The 14706-nt window shown below is 73.8% G+C and carries 11 protein-coding genes; 1 reads left to right on the top strand and 10 read right to left on the bottom strand.

What is annotated here, in order from left to right:
• The first annotated feature begins 246 nt into the window (after nt 1-246).
• Nucleotides 247-2436, top strand: coding sequence for a SpoIIE family protein phosphatase (locus tag LG943_RS14240; RefSeq protein WP_270072753.1), 2190 nt, complete (start codon nt 247-249; stop codon nt 2434-2436).
• A gap of 41 nt (nt 2437-2477) precedes the next feature.
• Here the strand turns inward: LG943_RS14240 and LG943_RS14235 are convergent, their stop codons facing one another.
• The 10 genes from LG943_RS14235 to LG943_RS14190 all read right to left on the bottom strand — a co-directional run bounded on the left by LG943_RS14235 (nt 2478) and on the right by LG943_RS14190 (nt 14485).
• Entirely contained in the window at nt 2478-3083 is a 606-nt protein-coding gene (locus LG943_RS14235) for a response regulator transcription factor (RefSeq protein ID WP_270072752.1), read from the bottom strand.
• A complete protein-coding gene (locus tag LG943_RS14230) occupies nt 3080-4447 on the bottom strand; it encodes a sensor histidine kinase (RefSeq protein WP_270072751.1) in 1368 nt (455 codons plus the stop codon). Before LG943_RS14230 ends, LG943_RS14235 begins: the two co-directional genes overlap by 4 nt.
• A gap of 282 nt (nt 4448-4729) precedes the next feature.
• Entirely contained in the window at nt 4730-5584 is an 855-nt protein-coding gene (locus tag LG943_RS14225; RefSeq protein WP_270072750.1) for an ABC transporter permease, read from the bottom strand.
• Nucleotides 5585-5744: 160 nt separating this feature from the next.
• Nucleotides 5745-6743: an ABC transporter ATP-binding protein gene (locus LG943_RS14220; RefSeq protein WP_270072749.1), complete on the bottom strand. Its 999-nt coding sequence runs from the start codon at nt 6741-6743 to the stop codon at nt 5745-5747.
• 214 nt (nt 6744-6957) lie between these two features.
• Nucleotides 6958-8409, bottom strand: a complete 1452-nt coding sequence (locus LG943_RS14215) for an NAD(P)/FAD-dependent oxidoreductase (protein WP_270072748.1) — start codon at nt 8407-8409, stop codon at nt 6958-6960.
• A 118-nt stretch (nt 8410-8527) separates the two neighbouring features.
• On the bottom strand, nt 8528-9406 hold the full coding sequence (locus LG943_RS14210; protein WP_270072747.1) for an ABC transporter permease: 879 nt from the start codon (nt 9404-9406) through the stop codon (nt 8528-8530).
• Nucleotides 9403-10308 carry an ABC transporter permease gene (locus LG943_RS14205; RefSeq protein ID WP_270072746.1) on the bottom strand — a complete coding sequence of 302 codons (906 nt, stop codon included), beginning with the start codon at nt 10306-10308 and terminating at the stop codon, nt 9403-9405. Before LG943_RS14205 ends, LG943_RS14210 begins: the two co-directional genes overlap by 4 nt.
• Before the next feature lie 2 nt (nt 10309-10310).
• Nucleotides 10311-11546 (bottom strand): polyamine ABC transporter substrate-binding protein, encoded by a 1236-nt coding sequence (locus tag LG943_RS14200; RefSeq protein WP_270072745.1) that lies wholly within the window; start codon nt 11544-11546, stop codon nt 10311-10313.
• Nucleotides 11547-11679: 133 nt separating this feature from the next.
• A complete protein-coding gene (locus tag LG943_RS14195; RefSeq protein WP_270072744.1) occupies nt 11680-12840 on the bottom strand; it encodes an ABC transporter ATP-binding protein in 1161 nt (386 codons plus the stop codon).
• Nucleotides 12841-13030: 190 nt separating this feature from the next.
• Nucleotides 13031-14485, bottom strand: coding sequence for a gamma-aminobutyraldehyde dehydrogenase (locus tag LG943_RS14190; RefSeq protein WP_270072743.1), 1455 nt, complete (start codon nt 14483-14485; stop codon nt 13031-13033).
• Nucleotides 14486-14706 lie beyond the last annotated feature (221 nt).

The raw sequence follows: 14706 nt of genomic DNA, 5'->3' as shown, positions 1-14706 counted from the left end.
TCGTGGCGGGGCTGCCGTCGACGCACCGTACCGTGATGCGTGAGGGCCTCACCAGACATCGGCCGAGACAGACCGCGATGCTTCAGGTTATGCGGCCTGCCCACGCTATGGATGAACGTTCTGACATCATGACTTCGTCACCCTTTCCCGTCACCACCCCACCCGAGGCGCGCCGCTCGGGCCTCGCCGCCGTCGGCACCGGGGGGAACGCGGGGGACTACGCCGAGGAAACGCTACGGCCGCACGATGCCATCTGAAACGCTGAAAACCGCCCGCCGCGAGTTCTCCCCCGCCCCCGAGACCGCGGGTGAGGCCCGCGACTTCGTCCGCGAGACCCTGGCGTCCTGGGGTGCCGAGCGCTCGGCCGACGACATCGTCCTGCTGGTCAGCGAACTGGTGACCAACGCGGTGGTGCACGCCGAGAGCGTGCTGGAACTGGTGGTGCGGCGCCTGCCCTCGGCCGTCGAGGTGGTGGTGGCCGATCGCGTGCCCGAGCGCGCCGTGCCCCAGGCCGGGCCGCTGGCCGTGGACACCTCCCCCTCCGCCGACCCCGGCCGCAGCGGCGGCCTGGGCCTGGCGCTGGCGGCGGCGCTGGCCACCAGTTGGGGTGTGAGCTACAGCAAGGACGACAAGGCCGTCTGGTTCCGCATGCAGGAGGACGCGCCCGCCGAGGAGGACGGCCCGGCCCTGGCGCCGCCGCTGCCGGTGCGCCCGCAGCGCCGCCGCCCGCCCAAGCCCAGCCCGTGGGCGGCGCTGGACGCCGCGCTGGCGGCGCGGCTGGCCCTGCCCGACCTGCTGGACCGCACGGTGGAGTACGCCCGCACGGCGCTGGGCGGCGACGCCGCCTACATCGCGCTGGCCACCACCGACGAGACCCAGTGGGACATGCGCGCGGCCACCGGGCTGTCGTCGGGGCACTGGCGGCCGTTCCGCAGCCGCACCGAGGAGACGTTTCCCTCAGTGGCGCCGGCGCCGGGCGCCGTCATCAACGACGACCTGATGATCGCCCGCGCGCACCGGGGCAAGCTGGCGCGGGCGGGCATGCGCTCGCTGGTGACCGCGCCGCTCATCGTGGACGGCCGCATCACCGGGCTGATCGGGGTGGCCTCGCGGCGCATCCGCCACTTCGGCGACACCGCCGCCCAGCGGCTCCAGGACGGCGCCGACCGGATCGCGCTGCCCATCGAGCGGGCCCGCCTGGCCGAGGTCGAGCTGGCGCGGCGGGCGAGCCTGAGCTTTTTGGCCGAGGCCAGCGACCTGCTCACCGGCACGCTCAACGAGCAGATGACCGCCGCGCTGGCCGCGCAGCTCGTGGCGTCGCGGCTGGGCAGTTGGTGCGCGGTGCACTCCATCAACGATCTCGGCACGGCGCGGCTGATGCACGTGATGCACCGCAACGAGAACTACAACGACGTGCTGCGGACCCTGCTGACGGAGCTGCCGCCGCCCGAGCAGCGCGAGCCCCGGCCGCTGTGGAACCGCGACATGCTGGCGCTGGCCGGGATGGACGACGAGCTGCTGCTGGAGCTGGCCGAGGGGCCGGGGATCAGCGTGCCGCTGGTGGCACACGGGCAGACCCTGGGCCGGATGACCCTGGGCAGGGACGCCGGGGCCGACTTCACCCGCGACGACGTGGACGTGGTGGACGACCTCGCCCAGCGGGTGTCCTCGGCCATGGAGAACGCGCGGCTGTACGCGGGTCAGACCTCCATGAGCGAGGCGTTGCAGCGCAGCCTGCTGCCCGCCAAGGAGAAGGAGCCCGACATCCCCGGCGTCGACCACGCGGTGTTCTACCGCCCGGCCGACGAGCGCACGGTGGTCGGCGGCGACTTCTACGACGTGTTCGCCACGGACGGCCGCTGGTGCTTCGCCATCGGCGACGTCTGCGGCACCGGCCCGGCGGCCGCCGCCGTCACCGGCCTGGCCCGCCACACCCTGCGCGCGCTGGCGCGCGAGGGGTTCTCGCCCGCGCACATCATGGACCGGTTGAACAAGGCCATCCTGGACGAGAACACCAGCACCCGGTTCCTGACCATGCTCTACGGCGAGATGACGCCGCTGGGCGGCGACGAGGGCGGCATGCGCATCCGCATGGTGTCGGCGGGCCACCCGCTGCCCCTCCGCCTGAACCAGAAGGGCGAGGTGGACTCCCTGGGCACCTCGCAGCCGCTGCTGGGCGCCTTCGAGGACGTCGACTTCTTCACCGAGACCATCGAGGTCCACTCCGGCGACGTCCTCCTGGCCGTCACCGACGGCGTCACCGAGCGCCGCAGCGGCACCGACATGCTCGGCGACGAGGGCCTGACCCGCATCTTCGCCAACTGCTCGGGCCTGACGGCCCAGGCGGTCATCGTCCGCATCGACCGCGACCTGGAGGAGTTCGCCCCGGGCGGCCACACGGACGACACGGCGATGCTGGTGCTGCGGTTCCTGTAGGCGGAGACCGCCCGGCCGGCGTTTCTCCGCCCCCGCTCGGGCTACAGCCAGCCCATCTCCTGGGCGGTGCGGATGGCGGACATCCGGTTGTCGGCGCCGGTCTTGGTGATGGCGCTGGACAGGTAGTTGCGCACGGTCCCCTCGGTGAGGTGCAGGCCGCGCGCGATGGCGCCGACCGCCTTCCCCTCCGACGCCGCGCGCAGGACCTCGACCTCCCGCGCCGTCAGGGGGTTCTCGCCCGCCGCCATCGCGGTGGCCGCGAGTTCGGTGTCGATGTAGCGGCCGCCCGCGTGGACCTTGCGGATGGCTCCGGCCAACTGGTCCACGGGGGCGTCCTTGGCGAGGAAGCCGCGCGCGCCCGCCGCCAGGGCGCGGCGCAGGTAGCCGGGGCGGCCGAAGCTGGTGAGGATCAGCACCCCGCACCCGGGGGCGGCCTTGCGCAGGTCGCCCGCCACCTCCAGGCCGCTGCCGCCCGGCATCTCGATGTCGAGCACGGCGATGTCGGCCTCCTTGCCCACGACCGCGTCGACCACCGCGTCGCCCCGGCCGACCTCGGCGACGACCTCCAGGTCCTCCTCCAGTCCCAGCAGCGCGGCGATGGCCCCGCGCACCAGGTGCTCGTCGTCGGCGAGCACGATGCGGATCACGCGGTCACGCCCTCTCTGTCCTCTCTGTCCAGTCCGTCACGGTCGTGCCCGCCGTGAAGGCCGACGCCGTCCTTTGCCGCGCCCGCGCCCGGCGGGTCGGCGGCGGGCAGCGGCAGCACCGCGCGCAGCAGGAACCCGCCGCCGGTGTAGGTGGCGGTGAGCGCGCCGCCGACGGCGGCGACGCGCTCGGTCAGCCCGGACAGGCCGTTGCCGTACTCCGGCGCGCTGCCGCGCTCGCCGTGCCCACCGCCCGGTGTGCCGTCGTTGTGGATCTCGACCACCAGGGTGTCGGCGCTGCGGCGCAACTCGACCGCGCAGGTGCGGGCGGCGCTGTGCCGCAGCACGTTGGTGGTGCCCTCGCGCACGACCCACGAGGCGACGGCGCGCTGGGCCGAAGGGAGGTCCAGATCGGCGCCCGCCACCGTGCAGCGGACCCCGGCGGCGGTCAGCACCGCCTGCACGCTGGCGGCCTCGGCCGCCAGGTCCACCTCGCGGTAGCCGCTCACGGCGGCCCGGACCTCGCGCAGGGCGTCGCGCGCCAGGTGCTGGACGGCGGTCATCTCGCTCGCGGCGCGCTGGGGGTCGCGTTCGGCCAGCCGAGCCGCGAGTTCGCTCTTGACCGCGAGCGCCGACAGGCTGTGCCCCAGCAGGTCGTGCATGTCGCGGGAGAACCGCAGCCGCTCCTCGGAGACCGCCAGCCGGGCCTGGGCGTCGCGGGCGGCGTGGGCCTCGGTGACCACGTCCCACAGCACGATGATCGCGGCGTTGCTGCCGAGCATCACGCCCCACACGATCAGGTAGACGACGATCGAGTACAGGGCGACGACGACCGGCACGATGAGCGGTTCGCCGCGCAGCGCGATCACCAGCGGAACGGTCGACGCCAGCAGCATCAGCACGGCGTACAGCGCCTTGCGCCGTCGGGTGCCGGTGACGCACACGCTGGCGCCCCAGAACTGGGAGCCGCACAGGGCGTAGGGGTTGGGGCCGAGGAGCGCCATGCAGCCCGCCAGCGCGAGGTAGGACAGGGCGACGTCGCGGTCGAGCGTGGTGTCGGGCCGGTCGATGCGGGTGCGGACGACCCTCATCGAGAAGTAGCCCTGGACCACGGCGAACAGCACGCCCACGCCCGCGAGCACCGGGGCGAGCGCGCCGGGCGCGCGGCTGGCGAAGGTGTTCACCGCGTCGACCTCGAAGCCCAGGTTGGGCACCGCCACGATCGGAGTCAGCACGGAGAACAGGGGGGTGGTCATCGACATCGCGAGCACGGCGCGGCGCGCCGTGTTCAGCCTGCGCTGGATGCCGCCGCGCGAGGCGCCCCGCCGCTGCCCGCCCGGGACCGTGTCCGTGCCCGTACCGGCCATGCGCCCGCCCTCCGTTCCTCCGCTGCCGCTCCGCCGCTGGTCCCTGCTCCGCCGCTGCTTCGCCCGCGCGAGCGCACGGAAACCCACCACCCGCTCCAGACCCGCTCCGGCCTGCCGCCAAGCCTAATGCGGCGCGCCCGCCCGCGATCTTGTTGTCCACAGCCCTTGCCGGACGGCCGGGCGGCCCTCCCAACAAGGTGAGCGGGCGCGGCGGTCGAGACGGCCGCCGCGCCCGCGCCGCCGGAGGAAGCGCGCCCTGCTCCTCCGGCGGGTTCTCGCCGCTTACTTCGGCTGGCGGGGGTCCCAGCGGAAGTAGCGGAGCAAAAAGACCGCGATCCCCGCCCACACCGCGCACACGCCGAGCGCGGGCAGCGCCGCCGCCCACAGCTCAAGGCCGGTGGCGGCCTCGGCGCCGGAGACGCCGCCGAAGAGGTCGCGGCCGAAGTACCCGGCCCGCACGAGGTCGACGGCCGGGGCCATCGGCAGCAGCCGCGCGGCGGCGGCCACCCCGTCGGGGAAGACGTCCAGCGGGATCATCAGCCCGGCGGAGGCGTAGAGCACCAGGAACGGCACCATGCTGAGCATCTGCGCGCCCTCGGCGCTGGCGACCAGCCGCGTCATCGCCGCGCCCAGCAGCGACATGGTCACCGCCGTCAGCAGCACGCCCGCGACCACCATCACGGGGTCGGCGGGCAGGGTGCCGTAGAGACCGGCCATCACCGCGCCGACAATCAGGGTCAGCACGGCGGTGACCGCGACGACCGACACCGTGGTGGCGCCGAACATGGCGTAGGGCGAGACCCCGCTGGCGCGGTAGCGCTTGAGGATCAACTGCTCGCGCCGTGCCGCGTAGGCGTTGGACACGTGCATGATCCCGATCATCATCGCGATGGTGGAGGGGGTCCCCGCGACGGAGAACTCGGCGGCCGAGATCCCCTCCAGCAGCGACGGCCCCTCCCCCATGGTCGCCAGCGCGACGAAGATCAGGGGGAACAGCACGAAGAACAGCGCCGTGCGGTACCGGTAGATGAGCGTGAACTCGGTGCGGGCCAGGCGCAGCGTCTGCCGCACCACCCCGACGGGGCGGCGCGCCGCCGGGCGGGTGGCGCCCGCCGCTGCGGTTTCGGTGGCGGTCATGGCAGGTTCCTCCGCTGAGGTCGGTGGGGTGGGAAAGGGGATGCGGCTGCGGGGGCAGGGGGTGCGGGACCGGGAGCCGGGTCCGGGAGCGGCGGGCGCGGGTCTGGGCGCCGTCCTCGCCGCCGCCCGCGCCCCCGTCGGCGCACGCCGCCCGGCCCGGTCAGGTGCGCGGGCCGCCCGCCAGGGCCTCGGTCGCGCCCTCCGCCACGCTGAGGAACACGTCCTCCAGCGAGGCGCCGCGCAGCTCCAGCCGCCGCAGCGTGGTGCCGCGCGCCCGCGCCCAGTCCATGAGTTCGGCCATCGCGCGGTGGGCCCGGCCGTCGGCGTCGTCGCCGCGCACGGTGTAGGCCGCCCACGCCTGCCCCCCGCGCATCTCGACGGCCCCCGTGGCGCCGGGCAGCGCGGGCAGGTCCTCGGAGCGCACGTCGGGCGGCAGCAGGAACCCGATCCGGTCGCCCCACCGCACGACCACGTCGCGCGGCGTGCCCTCGACCTTGATCTCGCCCCGGTGCATGATGGCGAGCCGGTCGGCCAGGCGCTCGGCCTCCTCCAGGTAGTGGGTGGTCAGCACGATCGCCATGCCCTGCCGGACCAGGTCGCCGATGGTGGCCCAGGTGGCGCGGCGCGCCTCGGGGTCCATGCCGGTGGTGGGCTCGTCGAGGAACAGCGCCTCGGGCCGCGACAGCACGGCCAGGCCGAGGTCGAGCCGGCGCCGCTGGCCGCCGGAGAGCTGGCGGACCTGCACGCCCGCCTTGTCGGTGAGGTTGGTGAGGGCCAGGACCTCGTCGCGGTCCATGGGGTCGGCGGCCAGGTCGCGGGAGAGGTCGACGGTCTCGGCGACGGTCAGCTCGGGGAACGACCCGCTGTGCTGGAGCACGGCGTCGACGCGTTCCCGCAGCGCCGCCGGCTGGCCGTAGGGGTCGAGGCCGAAGACCCGGACGCTGCCCCCGCTGGGGCGGCGGAAGCCCTCGACCGTCTCGATGGTGGTGGTCTTGCCCGCGCCGTTGGTGCCGAGCAGCGCGAACAGCTCGCCTCGGGCGACCTCGAAGGAGATTCCCTTGACGGCTTCGAAGTCGCCGTAGCTCTGCCGCAGGTCGCGGACGGTGATCGCGTTCTCGCCGCCGTCCGGTCCGGCGGTCGGCCGTTGCCCTGTGCTCATGCCAACGATCCTGGCCGAGGGACGCGGGTGGGCGGCAGATCCCGATGTCACCGGCGCGCGGTGCGGATCACCCCGTCGCGGGCATGACACCTGTCATACCGGCCGCGCCGACGCCGGCCCGCGCCCGGCCCGGCCCGCCGGCGCGCCCGGCCGGTCACCGCGCGCGCCCCCTCAGCGCCTCCTCGGTCCCCCCTCTGCCACCCCGGCGCGGCGGTCAACTGTCGAACCCCATCCCCGCCGCGTCCAGCGCCCGCAGCCACAGGTTGCGCCGCCCGCCGTCGCGGTCGGCCGCCGCCATGGCCCGCCGGGTCAGCTCGATCCCGGCGTAGCGCAGCGGCTCGGGCGGGAACGGCACCGGCTTGCTCCGCGCCATCGCCAGGCGGGTGCGCTCGGTGTCGGCGCCGGCCAGCCGGTCCAGCAGCACCTGCGCGCCGAACCGGGTGGCGCCCACGCCCAGGCCGGTGTACCCGGCGGCGTAGGCCAGCCGGCCGCCGTAGGCGGTGCCGAAGAACGCGCAGAACCGGCTGCACGTGTCGATCACCCCGCCCCACGCGTGGCTGAAGGAGATCCCCTCCAACTGCGGGAACGTGGCCAGGAAGTGCTCGGCCAGCAGCCGGAACGTGGCGGGCCGCCGCTCGTACTCCGGCCGCACCCGCCCGCCGTAGTGGTACACCGCGTCGTAGCCGCCCCACAGGATCCGGTTGTCGGCGGTGAGCCGGTAGTAGTGGAACTGGTTGCCCGCGTCGCTGAGCCCCTGGCGCCCGCGCCACCCGATCGCGGCCGCCTGCTCAGCCGTCAGCGGCTCGGTGGTCAGGGCGTAGTCGTAGACGGGCGCCACGAAGTGCCGCAGCCGGCGCAGCGGGCCGGGGAACGCGCCGCCGCACCAGGCCGTGCGGCGCGCGGTCACCGATCCGCCCCGCGTCGTCTCCAGGCGCAGCCCGCCCGCCTCCGCGCTGATGGCGCGCACGGGGCTGTGCTCGAAGAACCGCACCCCCAGCCGCTCGCAGGCGGCGCGCAGCCCCCACGCGAGCTTGGCGGGGTGCAGCAGGGCCGTGCCGTCGGGGTCCAGCAGGCCGCCGAGGTAGGTGGGCGAGTCGACCTCGGCGCGCGCCTGCTCGGCGGTCAGCGTGCGCACCGGCCGGCCCAGCGCGCGCAGGGCGGCGGCCTCCTCGGCGAGGCCGTCGAGCTGCCAGGGCTCGGTGGCGACCACCAGTTCGCCGGTGCGCTCGAACTCGCAGTCGATGCCGTGGCGGCGCACCGCCTCGGCGATACCGGCGAGGTTGGCGTGGCCCAGCCGCTCCAGCTCGGCGATCTCCTCGGGCCAGCGCTCCGCCCCGTTGGCGTGCCCGTGGGTGAGGCTGGCGGCGCAGAACCCGCCGTTGCGGCCGGAGGCCGCCCAGCCGACGGTGCGGGCCTCCACCAGCACGACGTCGCGGTCGGGGTCGCGCTCCTTGGCGGTCAGCGCGGTCCACAGGCCGCTGTAGCCGCCGCCGACCACCGCGAGGTCGGCGCGCACCGGGCCGGTGAGGGCGGGCGCGGGCGGCGGCGGGCGGTGGCCGGGCACCTCGGGGTCCAGCCAGAACACGGCGGGGCGGGCCGAGGCCAGGGCGGCGGCGGCGCGGTCGGCCGTCGCTGACGGGTTCCGGCGGGACGGGTCGGCGGACATGGCGGATCGGCTCCGTTCGTCGAGGTTGCGCGGGTTCGCGGGCGATCGGGCCGGCGGGCTCACCGGTACCGGGTCGGCGGGAGGCCCCGGCCGCTCGGTCGGCCCGGCGGCACCGCTCTCAGCGGGCGCGGCGCCGGGCCAGCAGCACGTTGCCCGCCGCCAGCAGCACCCCCACCGCGAAGATCAGCGTGCCCATCACGTTGACCTGCGGCGGGATACCGACACGCGTGGCGCCCCAGATCCACAGCGGGAACGTCTGGGTGCTGCCGCTGACGAACGAGGTGATGATGAAGTCGTCCACCGACAGCGCGAACGCGATCAGCCCTCCGGCGGTGACGGCGGGCAGCAGCAGCGGCAGCGTCACCAGCCGGAACGTGGTCACCGGGCCCGCGCCCAGGTCGCGCGCGGCCTCCTCGATGCTCGCGTCCATGGTCAGCACCCGCGCCCGCACGGTGATGGCCACGAACGACACCGAGAACATCACGTGCGCCAGCAGGACCGTGAGGTAGCCGGTCGCGACGTTCATCGTCAGGAACATCGACAGCAGCGCCGCCCCCAGCACCACCTCGGGCGCCGAGATCGCCGAGAACATCACCAGGTCGGTGGCCGCGCGCCCGCGGAACCGGTAGCGGCCCAGCGCCACCCCCAGCAGGGTGCCCAGCACCCCGGAGACGACCATGGTCAGCACCGCGATGCTCAGGGTGTTGGCCAGCGCGGCGTTGAGGTCGGGGTAGGCGAACGCGTCGCCGTACCAGCGCAGCGTGAACCCCTGCCAGGTGACGTTGTGGCGGCCCTGGGCGTCGTTGAAGCTGAACGCGACCATGAACAGGATCGGTGCGAACAGCCAGGCCAGGACGGCCCAGGTGAGGTACTTGCCCCAGTCGGGCCGGCGGCGGACCCGGCGCGGCGCGGCCCCGGCCACCGCCTCGGCACCCGGCCCGGCGCCCCTCTCGGCCTCCGCGCCCGCGCCGCCCCTCGTCCCCTCCGTCGCGGTCATCCGGCCTGCACCTCCATGACCTGCTCGGTGCCCAGCGCGCGGGCGTAGGCGAAGATCCCCGCCAGCAGCACCGCCATCAGCACGACCGTGATCGCCGCCGCCAGCGGGTAGGCGTTGTTCACCAGGTACTGGGTCTCGATGACCTTGCCGACCATGGTGTTGTGCGTGCCGCCGAGGATGGTGGCGTTGACGTAGTCGGCGCTGGTGGGGATGAACGTCATGATCACCCCGGCGAACACGCCCGGCAGCGACATCGGCAGCACCACCCGCGCGAACGCCTGGAGCCGCCCGGCGTACAGGTCGTGGGCGGCCTCCACCACGCGGTGGTCCATGCGCTCCAGCACCGCGTAGATCGGCAGCACCATGAACGGCAGGAAGTTGTAGGCCAGCCCGAACACCACCGCCGGCGCGGAGTTGAGCACCCCGGCGTCGCCCGGCAGCACCCCGAGGTCCTTGAGCGTGCCCAGCACGATCCCGTTGTCGGCGAGGATGAACCCCCACGACACCGTCCGCAGCACGAACGACACGAAGAACGGCAGCAGCACCAGCAGCAGGTAGGTGGACTTGTAGGCGCCGCCGTGGAACGCGATCCAGTAGGCCACGGGGTAGCCCAGCGCGATGCACAGCAGCGTGGCCAGGCCGCCGTAGGCCAGGGACCGCAGGATCTGCTCCCAGTACAGCCCCAGCGCGCGGGTGTAGTTGGCGGTCTCGAAGGTGAAGGTGAAGCCGGCGGTGAGGCTGCCGGTCATCAGCGACATCGAGACCACGCTGGCGATGGGTGCCACGAAGAACACGGCCAGCCACAGCCAGCCGGGCAGGACCAGCAGGTAGGGCGCCAGGCGCCCCCGGCGCCCGGCCGGGCGCCGCCCCGGTGCGGCCTCCGCCGCTGTCGTCGCCGCCATGGTCACGACTGCGAGACGGCGAGGAACAGGGGCGAGAACGACTCCTCGTTCTCCGTGGTCACCGACACGTAGTTGTGCAGCTTGTCGTAGTCGGCCTCGCTGGGGAACACCAGCGGGCTGCCCACCACCTGCTCCAACAGCTCCCGCTCCTCGCCCTCGGCCTCCTCGGCGCGCCGGGCGAGGATGTCGCGGGCGCGCGGCACGGGCGGGATGTAGGTGATGTACTCGGTGAGGTCGGCGGCGACCTCCGCGTCGTAGAGGAAGTCCATCAGCATGATGGCGTCCACGGGGTTGGGCGCGGTGTAGGGGATCATCATGTTGTCCGACCACAGCGTCCCGCCCTCCTCGGGCACCACGAACCTGAGGTTGGTGCCCTGCTCGGCGTTCTGCTGGAAGATGTCGCCCGACCAGGCCATGGACATCCAGATGTCGCCGCTGCTCAGCGGCTGGATGTAGTCCTGGGAGTAGTAGCGCCGCACCAGGCCCAGGTCGCGCTGCTCCTCCAGGGCGTCGGCCGCGGCGGCCCAGTCCTCCTCGGTGGAGTCGGCCGGGGCCACCCCGATCCGCAGCAGCCCGAAGTTGGCGAGTTCCTGGGGGTCGGCCATCATCCCGACCTTGCCCTCGAAGGCGGGGTCCCACAGGTCGGCGATGGCGGTGATCTCGCGGTCCACGTAGTCGGGGTTGTAGGCGATCCCGGTGATGCCGGAGGCGTAGGGGACGGTGTGGCGGTTGCCGCTGTCGTAGGCGGTGTGCTTGTAGATCCGGCCGGCGTTCTCGGCGAAGTTGGGCAGCCGGTCGTGGTCCAGCGGCGCCAGGTAGCCCAGTTCGATGAGCTTGGTCAGTTCGATGCCGTTGGTCAGCACGATGAGGTCGTAGCCGATCGGCTCGCCCTGGGCCAGCATCGGCTGGATCTTGCCGAAGAACGTGGGGTTGTCCTGGATCGCCTCGTCGTAGTCGACCCGGATCCCGGTCTCCTCGGTGAACGCCGCCAGCTCCGGCTTGCCGGGGTCCATGTACAGCGGCCAGTTGGCGAAGTCCAGGCGGCCGTTGCTCTCCTTGCCCGCCCAGAAGTCCTCGGCGGCGGGCTGGTTGCCGCCCTGGCCCTGGACGCCGCAGGCCGACAGGGCGAGCCCGGCGGCCGACAGCCCGGTGAGGCCGAGCGCGGTGCGGCGGCTGACGCGGCGGCGGGTGAGTCCGCGCGCCAGGGCCGCGCGGGCGGGGTGGGGTCGTGGGGTCACGGCGGTCCGCTCTTTCCTGCTGGTGGCTGTGGACGACGGGGGAGGCGGCGAGGGAGAGAGGAGACGGAAGGCGGAGATAGGGGGGAGGAGAGGGAACGGTAGGGGCCGGGGGCCGGCCGGACGGCCGGCCAGGTCAGTTGGTCAGGACCGAGGAGTGCTCCGGGCGCCAGGACACCCACACGGTGTCGCCGCGCTCGGCCGCGCCGACGGCGTCGGAGGAGTTCTGCTGGAACACCACGATCTCGGCGCCGTTGCCGAGCTTGACCGTGTAGTGGGTGGCCGAGCCGAGGTAGACCACCTCGGTGACCGTGCCGCGCAGCCGGACCAGGTCGCCCCGGGGCTCGGCGCGGGCGATGGCGACCTTCTCGGGCCGCACCGTGACGTCGACCCGCACGCCCGCCGGGAACCCGCCCGCCTGCGCGCCGCCGGCCGCCAGGACCCGCCCGGCCCCGGCCACCTCGATCGCGGTGACGCCGCCGCCCGTGTCGGCCACCTCGCCGCTGAGGAGGTTGGAGGTCCCGATGAACCCGGCCGTGAACCGGGTGGCGGGGTGCTCGTAGACCTCGGCGGGCGTGCCCAGTTGCTCGACGCGGCCCTCGTTCATCACGGCGATGCGGTCGGACATGGTCAGCGCCTCGCCCTGGTCGTGGGTGACGTAGACGAAGGTGATGCCGACGTCGCGCTGGATGCGCTTCAGCTCGATCTGCATGGCCTGGCGCAGCTTGAGGTCCAGCGCGCCCAGCGGCTCGTCCAGCAGCAGCGCGCTGGGCCGGTTGACCAGGGCGCGGGCCAGGGCCACCCGCTGCTGCTGGCCGCCGGAGAGCCGGCCCGGCCGGGTGCGCCCGCGCCCGGCCAGCTCCACCAGCTCCAGCGCCTCGCCCACGCGCCGGTTCAGCTCCTCGCGCGCCACGCCCTTGCGGCGCAGGCCGAAGGCGACGTTGTCGAACACCGTCATGTGCGGGAACAGCGCGTAGCTCTGGAAGACCATGTTGACGTCGCGCCGGTGCGGGGGCACCTGGGTGACGTCGTCGCCGTGCAGGCGCACCGTGCCGGTCGTGGGGTCCTCGAACCCGGCGATCACCCGCATGGTGGTGGTCTTGCCGCAGCCCGAGGGTCCCAACAGGGAGAAGAACTCGCCCTTCTCGACGCGCAGGTCCAGTTCGCGCACTGCCGCGACCGCCTCGCCGCCGGAGCGGTAGGTCTTGGAGATCCGCTCCAGGCTGATGGCGGGCAGGGCGGTGGCGCCGGGGCCTTCACCGGGGCCGGCGCGTTCGGGGTGGGTGGCGGTCGCCATTCGGTGTCCTCGGGTGGCTCGGGCGGTGCGGGGGGTCGGAGGCTCGGGGCTCCTCAGGAGGCGCGGGGGCCGGGGACGCGGAGGTCCCGGGGACGCTGGGACGCGGGGGCGCCGCGGGCGCGCCGGGCGGCACCGGCCGTGCCGCGCGACCGCGCGCCCCGCGACTCCGGAGCCCCGCGTCCGGCCGGGCTCAGTCGCGCCCGATGTAGCTCATGACGTGCTTGACCCGGGTGTACTCCTCCATGCTGTAGAGCGAGAGGTCCTTGCCGTAGCCGGAGTGCTTGAACCCGCCGTGGGGCATCTCGGCGACCATCGGGATGTGGGTGTTGATCCACACGCAGCCGAAGTCCAGGCGGCGCGACACCCGCAGCGCCCGCGCGTGGTCGCGGGTCCACACGCTGGAGGCCAGCCCGTAGCGCACGGAGTTGGCCCAGGCCACGGCGGTGTCCTCGTCGTCGAAGCGCTGCACGGTGATGACCGGGCCGAACACCTCGTCGGTGACCAGTTCGTCGCCCTGGCGCAGGCCGGAGACCACGGTGGGGGCGTAGAAGTAGCCGGTGTCGCCGACCCGGGAGCCGCCGGTGAGCACCTCGGCGTGGTCGGGGGCGCGGTCGAGGAACCCGGTGACGCGGTCGAGTTGGACGGTGTTGTTGAGCGGCCCGAACGCGGCGTCGGTGACCTCGGGTCCGGCGGTCTTGGTGGCGCGGGCGTGTTCGGCGAGCGCCGCGGCGAGGTCGTCGTGGACGCCGGGGGCGGCCAGCACCCGGGTGGCGGCGGTGCAGTCCTGCCCGGCGTTGAAGTACCCGGCCTCGGCGATCCCGGCGGCGGTCTTCTCCAGGTCGGCGTCGTCGAAGACGATGACCGGCGCCTTGCCGCCCAGCTCCAGGTGGAGGCGCTTGAGGTCGGCGGAGCCGTGCTGGGCGACCTCGAACCCGGCGCGGGTGGACCCGGTGAGCGAGACGAGCCGGGGCACGGGGTGGTCGACCAGGGCGCGGCCGGTGTCGCGGTCGCCGCAGACGACGTTGAGCACGCCGGGCGGCAGGAACTCCGCGGCGATCTCGGCGAGCAGCAGGGTGGAGACCGGGGTGGTGTCGGAGGGCTTGAGCACGATGGTGTTGCCGGCGGCCAGGGCGGGGCCGATCTTCCAGGCGGCCATGGCCAGCGGGTAGTTCCACGGGGTGATCTGGGCGACCGGGCCGATCGGCTCGCGGCGGATCCAGGAGGTGTGGTCGGCCATGTACTCGCCGGCGGCCTTGCCCTCCAGCACCCGGCAGGCGCCGGCGAAGAACCGCAGCGCGTCGGTGACCTGCCAGATCTCCTCGTCGCGGGTGAGCTGGACGGGTTTGCCGCAGTTCTCGACCTCGGCGGCCACGAGTTCGTCGGCGCGGGCCTCGACCGCGTCGGCGAGCCGGTTCATGGCGATCTGGCGCTCGGCGGGCGGGGTGTCGCGCCAGCCGCCCTCGAAGGCGTCGGCGGCGGCCCTGAACGCGGCGTCGACGTCGGCGGGGCCGGAGACGGGGGCCTGGGCGTAGACGCGGCCGGTGGCGGGGTTGACGACGTCGCTGACCGCACCCTCGGCGGTGTCGGTGTAGTCGCCGTTGACGAAGTTGCGCAACCGCCGGGGCGGGGTGGGCTGCTCGTGCACGGGGGGCTACCTCCCGGAGGGGTAATGGGGACCCGGTCCTGGTGCTCCTACGTACCATGGCAGACCCTTCCAGGGCCGTACAAGGGATTCCGTTGTAAAGATCCCATTTCCCCGTTGATACGTGATCATCTTCGGGCTATAGCGACTGTTTCCCTGGCACACGGGGACCTTCTCCGCGCTGGTCAGCGCCGTCGCCGCTGGTCCGGCCCCCCGCGCGCGAA

The organism is Streptomonospora mangrovi, from assembly GCF_027604915.1.
Taxonomy (GTDB): Bacteria; Actinomycetota; Actinomycetes; order Streptosporangiales; family Streptosporangiaceae; genus Streptomonospora; species Streptomonospora mangrovi.
Note: the sequence above shows the minus strand (reverse complement) of the source record. Positions and strands in the feature narration are given on the sequence as shown.